The organism is Phytohabitans sp. LZ39 (assembly GCF_059359075.1).
Genome location: NZ_JCADBM010000010.1, coordinates 173,339 through 186,292, shown reverse-complemented (window position 1 = coordinate 186,292; position 12,954 = coordinate 173,339). Strand labels below are relative to the sequence as shown.

At 71.7% G+C, this 12,954-nt stretch carries 8 protein-coding genes; 4 read left to right on the top strand and 4 right to left on the bottom strand.

Annotated elements, in window-relative coordinates:
- The gene (locus AC5L36_RS20800) at positions 1-2,565 is read left to right on the top strand and encodes an NB-ARC domain-containing protein (protein WP_441215295.1); all 2,565 of its coding nucleotides are present in this window, start codon (positions 1-3) and stop codon (positions 2,563-2,565) included.
- Between the two features lie 191 nt (positions 2,566-2,756).
- On the opposite strand, the gene AC5L36_RS20795 is transcribed toward AC5L36_RS20800, so the two are convergent.
- The gene (locus AC5L36_RS20795) at positions 2,757-4,844 is read right to left on the bottom strand and encodes an MMPL family transporter (protein ID WP_494908659.1); all 2,088 of its coding nucleotides are present in this window, start codon (positions 4,842-4,844) and stop codon (positions 2,757-2,759) included.
- Positions 4,845-4,995: 151 nt separating this feature from the next.
- On the opposite strand from AC5L36_RS20795, the gene AC5L36_RS20790 reads away from it, so the two are divergent.
- Together AC5L36_RS20790 and AC5L36_RS20785 are read left to right on the top strand one after the other, a co-directional pair.
- Positions 4,996-5,703, top strand: coding sequence for a TetR/AcrR family transcriptional regulator (locus tag AC5L36_RS20790; RefSeq protein WP_441215293.1), 708 nt, complete (start codon positions 4,996-4,998; stop codon positions 5,701-5,703).
- Between the two features lie 5 nt (positions 5,704-5,708).
- The gene (locus tag AC5L36_RS20785) at positions 5,709-7,262 is read left to right on the top strand and encodes a phytoene desaturase family protein (RefSeq protein ID WP_441215292.1); all 1,554 of its coding nucleotides are present in this window, start codon (positions 5,709-5,711) and stop codon (positions 7,260-7,262) included.
- A 580-nt stretch (positions 7,263-7,842) separates the two neighbouring features.
- Here the strand turns inward: AC5L36_RS20785 and AC5L36_RS20780 are convergent.
- The gene (locus AC5L36_RS20780; protein ID WP_441215291.1) at positions 7,843-9,108 is read right to left on the bottom strand and encodes a S8 family peptidase; all 1,266 of its coding nucleotides are present in this window, start codon (positions 9,106-9,108) and stop codon (positions 7,843-7,845) included.
- Between the two features lie 65 nt (positions 9,109-9,173).
- A complete protein-coding gene (locus AC5L36_RS20775; RefSeq protein ID WP_441215290.1) occupies positions 9,174-10,730 on the bottom strand; it encodes a Rieske 2Fe-2S domain-containing protein in 1,557 nt (518 codons plus the stop codon).
- Positions 10,731-10,859: 129 nt separating this feature from the next.
- On the opposite strand from AC5L36_RS20775, the gene AC5L36_RS20770 reads away from it, so the two are divergent.
- Positions 10,860-11,081: a DUF2631 domain-containing protein gene (locus tag AC5L36_RS20770; protein ID WP_441215289.1), complete on the top strand. Its 222-nt coding sequence runs from the start codon at positions 10,860-10,862 to the stop codon at positions 11,079-11,081.
- Positions 11,082-11,772: 691 nt separating this feature from the next.
- Here the strand turns inward: AC5L36_RS20770 and AC5L36_RS20765 are convergent.
- Positions 11,773-12,954: a DivIVA domain-containing protein gene (locus AC5L36_RS20765; protein WP_441215288.1), complete on the bottom strand. Its 1,182-nt coding sequence runs from the start codon at positions 12,952-12,954 to the stop codon at positions 11,773-11,775.

Sequence of the window (12,954 nt, the reverse complement as noted above, 5' to 3'; positions counted from 1 at the left end):
GTGGCGGCTGCGATGCTCGGCGTCGCGGCCGGCACCGGCGTCGTCACGGGCGGCGCGCCATGGCCGCTGCTCCTCGCCGTCACCGCGTTCACCGCGGTGGGCACGATCCTGGTCACCGAGGCGCCGCACAACACGCTTCCGCCGGTACCGGATCTCCCCGCTCTCGATCCGGCCGCGGCTGCCGCCCCGGCGCGGCAGCCCGACCTGCCAAAGCCGCGCATGCTGCCGGAGCGCCAAGTGGCGTTCAGGGGGCGCGCGGAGGAGCTCGCCCAGCTGTTGCACCACCACGCGACCGGCCGGGCACAGCGTGACGCCCGCCCGATCGATGATCCCGGTGCGGCCGGCGCTCAGCTGATCACGCTGCACGGCCGGCCGGGCGTCGGTAAGACGGCGCTCGCCGACGAGTTCGCGCACCGCATCGCCGACCAGTACCCGGACGGCCAGCTTTACGCGACGCTCGGCAGTGCCGGCCATCCGCGGCCGCCGGGCGAGGTTCTCAAGATCTTCCTCGCCGCGCTCGGCCGCACCGAGGGGTTGCCGCGGCGCACCGAGGATCGGCTCAAGATGTTCCGTTCCCTCCTCGCCGGGCGGCGGGTCCTCGTCGTGCTCGACGCCGCCCGAAACGCCGACCAGGTGCGCCAGCTGCTGCCCACGGCGCCCGGCTGCACGGTCATCGTCACCAGCCGGCGCGATCTCGGGCTGTCGCTCTACGCCCGCGGCGCCTCGATGCCGGTCGACGTGCCGTCGGCGGTCGAAGCGGCGGAGATCCTGCGCACCGCGGCGCGTACGTCACCGTACGAGCAGCCCGTCTGTACCGCGGAGATCGTGCACTTCGTGGGCCGGCTGCCGCTGGCGCTCCGGGCGGCGGGTGAGCAGGCGGCGGAGGGCGGGCAGCAGCTGTGCGGGATGGCGCGCATCCTCCGCAACGAGCAGGGCCGGCTCGGGCAGCTCCAGTTTCGCGGTCTCGACGTGCGGGGACGCATCGCCAGCGAGTACCGGAAGCTGACCGACCGGGAGAAGGAAGCCTTCCACCTGCTCGCCATGGTCGAGTCGGCGACCTTCCAGCCGTGGGTGCTGGCGGCGCTCATCGACGTCGACGTCCTGGAGGCCGAAAACCTGGTGGCCCAGCTCTGCGCCGCCCAGCTCGTCGACGTGGCCCACCAGGATTCGTCCGGCCCGGCCCGATACCACTTCCACCCGCTCGTCCGCCTCTACGCCCGGGAGCAGCTCGCCGAGCGGGTGCCGGCGCGGGAGCAGCAGGCGGCGCGCGACCGCATGCACGAGGCGCACCTCCAGGTGGTGCGCGGCAGCGGTGGCGGCCTGCGGTACGTGGCCGCGGAGTACGCGAGCCTGATCGACGCCATCGACACCGCCGCCGCGAACGGCGACTGGGCGGCCTGCTGGTGGATCGGCTCCCTGCTCGGTGACTGCGTGCCGTACGACCTGGACCCGGAGCGGTGCCTGCGCGCGTTCAAGACGTGCGCCGAGGCCGCGGAGCAGCTGGGTGACGAAGACGCCCGCGTGGCCGTGGCGGTGGCGCGCGGGAGCTACCTGGTGAGCATCGAGCGCTACGACGAAGGCATCGCCGCGCTCGAAGAGGTCACCCAACAGCCCGGGAGCGAAGAGCTGATCATCCGCGCGCACCGCCGGATCTCCGAGGCCTACCTCCAGGCGGCCGCCTACGCCGACGCGCGCAGGAGCCTCGAACGCACCGCGAAGCTGATCAGGCGCACGACGGACGCGCACGCCGACCCGTACGTCGCCACCGAACTCGCCATGCTCAAGGTGCTGAAGGCCGAGATGCAGGCGGCCACCGACGCGACCCGCTGGCGCACGGACCGCCCGTACCAGGACGTGCAGGCAGCAAACGACGACCGGGTCCGCTACCGCATCCAGGTCAACCTCTCCGAGGTGGCCAGCCGGCGGCGCGACTGGCAGGCGGCGCTGGACCACCTCGGCCTCGCGTCGCTGGCGGAGCGCGAAAACGCGCGGCGCGTGGCCTCCGTGGCGTACCGCACCGCCCGGGTGAAGCTCGCGGCCGCGCGACACCTAAGAGGCGACGAAGGCGACCGGCTGGCGCAGGAGGCCGTCGACCTCGCCGCGGAGGCCGTGCTGACCTTCCGGCGGATCAACAACGAGGTCGGCGAGATCAGGGCCCGCTGCATGCTGGCGCGCGCCCTGACCCGTGGCCGCCAGTTGGAGGAGGCCGGCGCACAGATCCGCCTCGCCAGCCAGGCGCTGCCGGACATCCGCGGCGCGGCCTGCGCCATCGGCCCGCTCGAGGCGCGGATCAAACGGGCCGAGGGCGAGCTGCTGATCGACCAGGGCAGCTACGCCGCGGCGATCAGCGTCCTGCGCCGCGCCGAGCAGCTCTTCGACGAAAACCGCGACGTGCTGTCGAAGGCCGAGACGCGCCGCCTGCTCGGCCGGGCATACCGGCAGATCAGCCACATCAGCGAGGCGGCCGACATGCTCTGGTACGCCGCGGACGAGTACCGCCGGGCGGGCGACCACGTCACGTTCGGCGAGATCTGCGCCGAGATCGCGGCGATCGTCGGCCGCTGACCCCGCCCGCCCGCTCGTCCTCGAGAGGGCAGCCCTGTCACTGTCTGGGCGGGTATACGGGACCCCTGCTGGGAACTCACGCCCAAGAGGACTGCCCTCTTGGGGCTCGGGGGCTCGGCGCGCGGAGGTGGCCCCGCGCGGCGGTCCGCAACTGGCGCGGGCCCGGGCAAATCAGCCTCGTAACCGACAGATCAGGAGCGACTGGCGGGTTCTGGTTCGCGGACGGGTTGGGGGGCTTCGGTTTCCCTGAGGCCGTAGCGGCTGTAGACGCGGCCGAGCGGACCCGGTGCCCACCAGTTCCAGCGGCCGAGCAGCCGCATCGTCGCCGGGACCAGCAGCGCGCGGACCAGCGTCGCGTCTACCACGATGGCGACGATCATGCCGATGCCGATCAGCTTGATGAACATGATGCCGCCGGTCGCGAAGCCGGCCACCACCACGATGAGCAGCAGTGCGGCGGCGGTGATGATGCGGCCGGTGCGGGCCAGGCCGTGTGCCACCGAAGCGGTGTTGTTCCCGGTGCGGTCCCACTCCTCGCGTACCCGGGACAGCAGGAACACGAGGACGGCCAGCATGAGGATCGGGTTGCTCGGCTCGATGAACCCGGTCGGCGTGAAGCCCAGCAGGTCGGCGAGGTGCCCGTCCTGGAAGACCCAGACCACCACGCCGAACGAGGCGCCGATCGAGACGAGGTTCATGAGCACCGCCTTGATCGGCAGCACCACCGAGCCGAACGCGAGGAACAGCAGCACCAGCGTGGCCGACGCCATGATCAGGGCCATCCACGGCAGGCGTGAGGCGAGGCTGGAGATGAGGTCGAGGTCGGCGGCGGTGCGGCCGGTGACCAGCACCTCGGCGGCCGCCGGCCCGGGTAGGTCGCGGATCGTGCGGACCGCGTCCTGGGCCACCTGGCCGGTGGACTCGCCGGTGTACGTCGCCGAGAGCAGCGTCGAGTCGCCGCGGTTGGCGGTCACCTGTACGCCGGTCACGCCCGGCACCTGGCCGACCCGCTCGGCGAACTGCCGCGCCGCGGCCTCCGGCGCACCCGAGACCAGCACCTCGATCGGCCCGACCGTGCCGCCCGGGAACCCGGTGGCCAGCCGGTCGGCGACCACCCGCGGCTCGCTGCCGGCGGGCAGCACCCGCTCGTCGAAGCCGCCGAACTCCATGCGGACCGCCGGCGCCGCGAAGACGGCGAGGATCGCGACCACGCCGACCGCGTAGAGCCAGGGGCGGCGCATCACGCTGCGGGCGACGCGGGCCCAGCCGTCGCCGTGCGTGGCGGTCCGCCGGCGCCATGGCATGGGGATACGCAGCGCGTTGACCCGGGGACCGAGCACGGCGAGCAGCGCGGGCAGCACGGTCAGCGCGCCGAGCATCGCCACGAGCACCGCGGCCACGCCACCGAAGCCCATCGAGCGGAGGAACACCTGCGGGTAGATCAGCAGGCTGGCCAGCGCGAGTGCGATCGTGAGGCCGGAGACCATCACGGTGCGGCCGGCGGTGGTCATCGTCCGCTGGATCGCGGCCGGGGTGTCGTGCCCGGCCGCCAGCTCCTCGCGGAAGCGGCTCACCACGAAGAGCGCGTAGTCGATCGCCATGCCGAGGCCGATCAGCGTGATCACGTTGATCGCGAAGACCGAGACGTCGGTGGCGAGGGTGAGCAGGCGGATCGCCACGAACGCGCCAAGGATCGCCAGGCCGCCGATCAGCAGCGGCATGCCGGCCGCGACGAGCCCGCCGAAGATCACGACGAGCAGCACGAGGAGTACCGGCAGGGAGATCGTCTCCGCGCGTACCAGGTCGCGCTCGGTCTGGTGGTTCGCCTCGTAGAGGAACGGCACCGTGCCGCCCGCGTCGGTGGTCACGCCGGGCGCGTCGAGGGCCGGCTCCACCCGCTCGTACGCGGCGGTCTTGTCATCCGGCTCGACGGCCCGCAGCTGCACCACCGCGTACGTCGCGTGGCGGTCGGCCGAGACGAGGTTGGGCGCCTGCGTGTCGTACCAGCTGGTCACGCTCGCCACCTCGGGCAGCCCGCGGAGCGCGGTGAGCGTGGTGGTGACCGGGTCGCGGAAGGCCGGCTGGTCCACGGTGGTGCTGTCGCTGGAGTACAGGACGAGCACGTCGACGTCCTGGTTGCCGAGCTCGGCGATGATCCGGTCGCGTGCCTTCGTCGACTCGCTCGCGGGGTCGTCGAAGCCGCCGCCGGTCACCTTGCCGAACACCCCGGCGCCCCAGGTCAGGCCCACCACGACGAGCACCGCGGCCGCCGCGAGCACCGCCCACCTCAGCCGGACGACTGTCCTTCCCCACCACGCGAACATCGCTTTCCCCCACCGCGCAACAGCTACGCTGTAATAGCCGATCAGTCAGGTGAACGGTGTTAACTATCGCAATCGCCGTTTGCTGGCGTCAAGGGGGTTCGCGGGCATGACGACTTCGTCACCCACGCGTCGGGAGCGTCTGCGGTCCGCGACCGTCTCCGAGATCAAGGCGGGGGCGCGGCGGCTGCTCGTGGCGGGCGGGCCGCAGGCCATCTCACTGCGCCAGATCGCCCGCGACATGGGCATGACCGCGCCGGCCATCTACCGCTACTTCCCCAGCCTCGAAGCGCTGGTCCTCGCACTCGCCGAAGACCTGATGGAGGAGGTCGCGGGCGTGGTGGCCGCGGCCAGCGAGGCGGCGGGCGACGACCCCGGCCGGCAGCTCGCCGCGATGGCCCGCGCGTACCGCGCCTGGGCGGTCGGCCACCCGGTCGAGTTCGGCCTGGTCTTCGGCGCGCCGGTCCCAGGCGTCGGCCACCTCGGTCTCGAGTGCCTGCCGGACGACCCGGGCGCCGACCTCGGCCGCCCCTACCTGGAGGCGTTTCTCCGGCTGTGGCAGCGCCAGCCGTGGCCGACGCCCCCGCGCGAGTACATGCTGGAGCACCTCGGCCCCCACCTCGGCCCGCTGCGCGAGGCACACGGCGACCTGCCGATCGAGGTCGCGTACACGTTCCTGTCCGGTTGGGCGCGGCTCTACGGCATGGTCGCGATGGAGGTCTTCCAGCAGCTGCGCTGGGCGCTGACCGACCCGGAGGCGCTCTTCGAGGCCGAGATCGTCCAGTTCCTCAGCCAGGTCGGCGCTCTACCCGACTAACGTGCATGGGCATGGTGCCTGAACGCGCGGACGTGGTGATTGTCGGAGCCGGACACAACGGACTCGTCTCGGCGGTCCTGCTGGCCCGGGCCGGCCTCGACGTGGTGGTGCTGGAGGCGGCCGGCGTGCTCGGCGGCGCGGCGCGCACCGAGCACCCCTTTCCCCGGGTGCCGGGGCTGGGCCACTCCACCGGCTCGTACCTGCTGGGTCTCATGCCGCCCGAGCTGCTCAAGGCGCTCGACGTGGACATCCCGGTGCTCCGCCGCGACCCGCACTACTTCCTGCCCACGCGCGGTGACGCGTACCTGCTCTTCGGCACCGACCGCGAGGCGACCCGCGCGCAGATGACGCGCTTCTTCTCGCCCGAGGACGTGGCGGCGGACGACGCGATGCAGGCCGAGATCGGGGCCCTCCGCGACGACCTCGGCCCGGCGTGGCTGGCCGAGCCACTGCCCGTGGAGGAGACCGCCGAGCGCTACATCCGGCCCGCGCTCCGGCAGACCTTCGTCGACCTGGTGCGCGGCTCGGTCGCCGACTACCTGGCCCGCTTCGACTTCCGGTCGGAGCTGCTCGTCTCCATGTACGCGGTCACCGACGGCCTCTCCGGTCTCAACGCCGGCCCGGACGACCCCGGCACGGGCCACAACTTCCTGGTGCACAACATGTGCCGGCTCCCCGGCGCCGACGGCACCTGGATGATCGCCAAGGGCGGCATGGGCACCGTCTCGCGGACCTTCGCCGACGCGGCGCGTGCCGCCGGGGCACAGCTCTTCACGGGTACCACCGTGCAGGAGATCGTCCTCGACGGCGGCGCGGCCGCGGGGGTGGTGCTGGACGACGGGCGAGCGGTGGCCGCGAAGGTCGTGCTGGGCGCGTGCGACCCGTACCGGCTGATCGACCTGATGCCCGCCGGCGCGCTGCCGGTGGAGCTGACCGCGCGGATGGCGGCGGTCCAGCGCCCCGGCACCACGCTGAAGGTCAACATGGCGCTCTCCGGACTGCCCCGCTTTCCCTGCCTGCCACCGAGCGCGCCAAGCCCTTTCGGCGCGACGATCCACCTGCTTCCCTACCAGGACTCACCGATGGCCTCGCTCCGTGCGATGTGGACGGACGTGGTGGAGGGGCGGCTGCCGGCCGAGCCGACCATCGAGTGGTACGTGCACACCACAGTGGACCCGTCGCTGCGGGACGAGGGCGGGCACCACTCGTCGGCGCTCTTCGTGCAGTCGGTGCCGGCCACACTGACGGACGACGAGCTGCCGTCCTATGTGGACCACCTGCTGTCCATCTGCGACTCGTACGCGCCGGGTACCTCGACGCTCGTGGCCGACGCGTTTCCGCTGACACCGGCCGGCATCGAGCGGCATTTCGGCATCACCGGCGGGCACATCCACCACGTCGACAACACGGTGTCCTTCACCGACCGCATGCCCTACGCGACGGGCGTCGACGGCGTGTACGCGGGCAGCGCCGGCTGCTTCCCCGCCGGCAGCGTGATCGGCGCCGCCGGCCACAACGCCGCACTCCGCATCCTCCGCGACCTGGGCCACGCCTCATAACCGAGATTTGAGCTACCGCGATGTCCGCGGTGGTCCAGACCGCTGCGCGGGGCCCCCGGGGAAACGTGGAGCGCAGCGGAGCGTTTTCCTGGGGTGCATTTCCCGCGGCCTCACACGTCCGCTGTTGGTCACGCTCACCCTCGCGGTCACGCCTTCTTGCCTCCGGCGGAGGCGCGGCCCGCGCCACGCGGTGCAGCGGTGTTTGTCCACAATGCCTGTTGCCGAACGGGCGGTGGGAGATCGGGGCCTTCGTCGCCCTGAGTAACCGCCGCCGCCGCGTCACAGACGGTGGCCGGCCCACCCTGTACGGGCAGGAAGTCCATGCAGGGCCGTGGGCCCTTGCCTGTCCTGTCACCCGCGCCTCGACATGTCCAGGTCAATGCCTTGATCTACTTGGGGTGAGTGGCATTGGGTCCAGACCGTTGCTCCGGCGCCCTCACCCGTCCGCGCCGTTGGTCTTGCGCCGCGGACATGGCAGCGGGGGCCGGGGATTTCGGCTCGCCCTGGCGAGCCGCCGGCCGCCGCGTTCTCCGGCGGGAGCGGCGGCCCGCCGCTGACGCGGACCCGGGAAATGTCTGTTTCAGGTGGCCGATGGCGCCGGAGAAGGAGTGTCCGTGGGTTCGGGCGACGGCGTGGGTGACGGGGACGGGTCCGGGGTCGGCGGCGGGCAGGCCGGGACGGCGTCGCCGATGTAGAGGAGCAGGTTGGGCGTGCCCTCCAGCGGGTCTCGCACCGTGCCGGGCGTGGCGGCGGCGACCACCGCGGCCGCCACCTCGGGCGGGGTCGCCTCGGGGTGTTCCTGTAGGTAGAGGGCGGCGGCGCCGGTCACGTGCGGTGCCGCCATCGAGGTGCCGCTGAGGGGACGGGTGGCGTCGTCGGCGGCGTTCCAGGCGGAGACGATCGAGACGCCCGGCGCGAACAGGTCGACGCAACCGCCGGTGTTGGCCCACGGCGCGCGGCTGTCCTCGCGGTCGGTGGCCGATACCGTGAGCGCCTCCGCGACCCGCGCCGGTGACTGGTCGCAGGCCGGCCGGGGCGCGCCGCCCAGCCCGTTGCCGGCCGACAGCGCGAAGGTGACGCCGCTGGCGATCGCCCGCCGCACGCCGTCGTCGAGTGCGGGATCGGGGCCGCCGCCGAGGCTCATGTTGGCGACCGCGGGCTTTTGGGCGTGTGCGGCCAGCCAGTCGACGCCGGCGAGCACGGTCTCGGTGGTGCCGCTGCCGGCGCAGTCGAGCACGCGGACCGCGACGACCCGCGCGGCCTTGGCCACACCGTGCGCGGTGCCGGCGATCGTGCCCGCCACATGGGTGCCGTGGCCGTGGCAGTCGTCGGCCAGGCCGCCGTCGATCGCGTCGAACCCGCTCTCGGCCCGCCCACCGAAGTCGGCGTGGGTGGTGCGCACGCCGGTGTCGACCACGTACGCGTGCACGGTGGGCGCGTCGTTCGGGTAGGTGTACGACTCGTCGAGCGGCAGCGCCCGCTGGTCCACCCGGTCGAGGCCCCACGACGGCGGCTGCGCCTGGGTGTCGGTGACGCGGTGCCCTATGTTGCGCTGCACGTAGGACACGGCGGGGTCGCGCAGGATCGAGGCGGCCTGGTCGGCGGTCATCGCGGCGGAGAAGCCGTGGACGGCGCTCTGGTAAGTGTGGCGGGCGGTCACCCCGTACCGGTCGGCGACCGCTTCGGCCTGGACGGTGCCGTTGGTCACGACAATGTAGACACCGTCGCCGGCGGGTGGTGGCTGCGCCTGGCCGGCGGGTGGCGTGGGCTCTTGTGGGGGCGCTGGCGCGGCCAGGGGCACCGCGATGGTCATCAACACGGCGACGAGACCGAGCACGGCCCTCACCTGCCCTCCCGAGGTGGGACTAAATGTCCCTTTTGTACCTCAGGTCGGGCAAGATCGGCAGGAGATTACTCCGATTGGCTGGCGGCTTTGCTCGCCCGGATCTGGTGACCCACGCTCGTCAGGCACCGCCCGCTGGCCAGGTCGAACTTCCACCCGTGCAGCTGGCAGGTGAGCTGGTTGCCCTCCACGATGCCGAAGCGGGTGAGGTCGGCCTTGAGGTGCGGGCAGCGCCGCTGCACCACCCACTCGCCGAGCCGGACGTCCTCCTTGTCGGCGTTTTGGAAGTGCTCGTCGTACCAGCCCTCGGCGTACTGGAGCCGCTCTTCCGACAGGCACTTGAAGAAGGCGTAGACGAACTCGTTGTACTGGCCGATGCGGGCGGCGGAGAAGCGGCAGGACAGGAACAGCGAGTTGACCCAGTCGACCTCGCCGATGTGCAGCAGGTGCTCGACCAGGGCCCGCTCGGTGCGGAAGCGGTAGCGGACCTTCTCGTCGCCGTACGGCCGGACCTGCCCGTTGGGGAAGTCGACCACGATCGACTCGACCGCCTCGCCGTCGTAGCCGACCAGGTCGAAGCGGACCGGCCCGCCCACCCCCTTGGCCAGGTAGATCGACTCGTCGAGGAGCGGCTCGATGATCCGCTTCATCTCCTTGAGCACGTCGATCTCGGGGTGCCGCCAGGTCTTCTTCTCCGCCTCGATGACCGGGCGCTTGCGCTCCCGCATCTCCTCCAGGTGGGCCGCCTTGTTGGCGAAGTACTCGTCCACATCGGTCGGGTGCGTGGTGACGCACTCCTCGGTGGTCAGCTCCGAGACCGAGCCCGGCAACAGCACCACACCGTTGCTACCGCCCACCTTGGCGTACTCGCGGATGAACACCGACTGGTCCGGGAAGATGTTGCCCTCGTCACCGAAGATGTCGTTGAACTGCCACAGCTCGTCATCCAGGAAGCACGGCGGCCCGGCGATCGGGAAGACGTGCGAGGCCTTGAGGTCGTCGATGTAGCGGAACGTGCGGTCGAACTGCCGGTCACGCTTCTGCTTGCCGAACGCGGTCTTCGCCGTCTGCGGCAGCTCGTACACCATCGGATACCAGATCGCGCCGGAAAACTGGAGCATGTGCGCGTGCACGTGCCCCAACTCCGCGAACGTGGACAGGTCGGTGGGCCGCGCGTCGTTCTGGTTGAGCAGCCGCACCCCGTCGTACTCCACCCACAGCGACGAGTCACCAATCGGCCCGTCGGTCGGCGACGTCAGCGCCTGGATCATCACCTTGAGGCCACCGTCGAGCTCGATCACCTCGTTGGTCTTCGTCTCGATGAAGCTCGTGAAGCCCAGCTCGCGCAGCTGGTCTTCGAGCTCGCTGGTCGGGTAGTCCGGCAGCAGCACCGTCGCCTTCTTCGAGATGAAGCGCCTGAGGTGCTCGGCGTCGAAGTGGTCGCGGTGCAGGTGAGAGACGTACAGGTAGTCGGTCTGCCCGAGGCTCTCCCAGTCGAGCAGTGAATTGTCCGGGAAGGGAAACCACGAAGCGAAGTAGGCCGGGTTGACCCACGGGTCGCACAGGATGCTGCCCGCGGCCGTGTCGATCCGCATGCTCGCGTGCCCCGTACCCGTCACTCGCACCGCACTGCCTCCACTCGGTCTTGACGCCCGCAGTCGAGGTTATCGGGCGCGCGGCCCGATCCCGGCGCGGGGCGGCATTCCGGCGCATGCCAGACTTGGCCGCGGATCAGTTCGAGGGAAGGACCGAAGGTGGCGGGTAGCGAGCCGGTAACCTCACCGGACCAGCGCAAGCCGGGCGGGCGCAAGGCTTCCCGCATCGGCGCGGTGTTGACGATCATTGTGCTGCTGACCATGCTGATCGGCAACCACACCGGCCGCACGGAAGACGTCTTCCTCGTCGTGATCGCCGCCGGCCTCGCCCTGGTCCTCGTCGTCGACGTGGTGCTCCGCCGCAACGGCCTCCGCTCCTAGCGCCCCTTTCGCTCTGGTTCGCGGTTTGGCCGGCTTGGGGTCGGCCAAGCAGGCTCCGTAGGCGCCGGCATCCACCGCGCTTCGTGATCGTTAGCCCAGAACCCGCGTTCTTGCCGGCGTGTCACACGGGTTCTGGGCTAACGATCACGACCCTTCCACATCCTGACCCGCTCGTCCCGCCACATGGGAGATGCCCGACTGCGGCGGGCGCATCTCATGATCGTTAGCCCGATAGGGGCGTGCTCCTCGGCGTGTCACAGCCTTATCGGGTGACGATCATGGCACCGCCCGCATGCCGAGCCACATCCCCAACCAGTGAGAAGGTGGACCGGCGATCCGCCGGCCGGCCAACCCCCGAAGCCGCAGCCAGCGCACGAAGCACGAGCCATGCCTATACCGTCGTCCACCCGAACGGGGAGCCGACCCGCGCCTCAGCGAGGGACATTGTGGACAGATGCCGACCGCACTCGGTGCGCTCCGGGGTGAGCGTGACCAGCGGCGGACGGGTGAGGCCGCGGGAAATGCACCCCAAGAAAACGCTCCGCTGCGCTCCGCGTTTCCCCGGGGGCCCCGCGCAGCGGTCTGGACCACGACGGACATCGCGGTAGCCCAAGTCTGCTTTTGAACCGAGTTTTTGAGGCCGCGGCGCCCCTAACCGAGCCCGCAGACCGGGGCAATAAGAATCCCGCCCTCACTGCCCGCGCAGGATGTCCTTGACCTCCTTGAGGGCGGCGTCCACCTCGGCCTCGAAGTAACCGCCGGGCACCAGGCCGAACTGCGCCCGGTCGATCTCGTTGGGGTTCATCGGCATCGGGCCGCGCCCGGTCGCCGCGTTGAAGATGCCCTCGAAGAGGCGGTCGACCTGGGCCGGGTCGTAGCCGCTGCCGAACCGCCGCACCTGGAAGCCCCGCCGCAGCTGGTCGATCCGCTGCAACTCCGGGGGCAGGCCGGCCATCCCCGGTGGGGGGCCGCCCACGGGTGGGCCGCCGAGGCGCATCTCCGCGGTCATATCGGCCTTGCCGTGCCGACCGGGCTCGGCGAAGCCGTCGAAGCGGTCGTCGCCGTATCGCCCGTCGGATGGAGCGCCGAAGCCGCCACTGGGCGTGTTGAAGCCGCCGGTGGGCGGGCCGTCGAAGCCGTCACGGCCGGGCGGGCCGTCGAAACCACCGCGGCCGGGCGGGCCGTCAAAGCCACCGCGGCCGGGCGGAGCGTCGAAACCACCGCGACCCGGCGGGCCGTCAAAGCCACCGCGGCCGGGCGGAGCGTCGAAACCACCCCGGCCGGGCGGGCCGTCAAAGCCACCGCCACCGTAGCCGCCGCCCTGGTCGTAGCCACCCTGGTCGTAGCCGCCCTGGTCCTCGTAGCGCCCATACGGGTCGCGGGAGGGGCTGGCCTGGGCGGGCATCGGCCGCTGGGGCATGGGTGGGCCGCCGGGGGGCATGCGGTCGTCGCGGATCGGCGGGCCGATACGCTCCGTCATCGGGCCGCCACCCATGCGGTCGGGCGGGCCCATGCGATCCGGGGGGCCCATCCGGTCGGGCGGACCCATGCGGTCGGGCGGGCCCATCCGGTCTGCGCCGGCGAGGCGGTCGGGCGGGCCGAGGCGGTCGGGGCCACGGCCGTAACCGCCGCGCTCCTCCAGCTCGGCGAGCTGCCGCTCGACGCGGTCGAGGTGCAGGTCGACCTGCCACTCGTCGTAGCCGCCGAAGCGGACCCGGAAGACGACATCGTGGACCTCCTGGGAGGCGACCGGCGCGCCTACCTGGTCGCCCGCCAGGGTCGCCTCCACACGGTCGAGGAAGGCATCCACCTCGTCGACCTTGTAACCGCGACGCAGCGCCCGGCGCCGGAACCGCTGACCCTGACTAGCCAC

Bases quoted from the DNA above. Each gene is read 5' to 3' on its own strand.
- AC5L36_RS20790 (WP_441215293.1), top strand. From the start codon at position 4,996: ATGACGACTTCGTCACCCACGCGTCGGGAGCGTCTGCGGTCCGCGACC.
- AC5L36_RS20785 (WP_441215292.1), top strand. From the start codon at position 5,709: ATGGGCATGGTGCCTGAACGCGCGGACGTGGTGATTGTCGGAGCCGGA.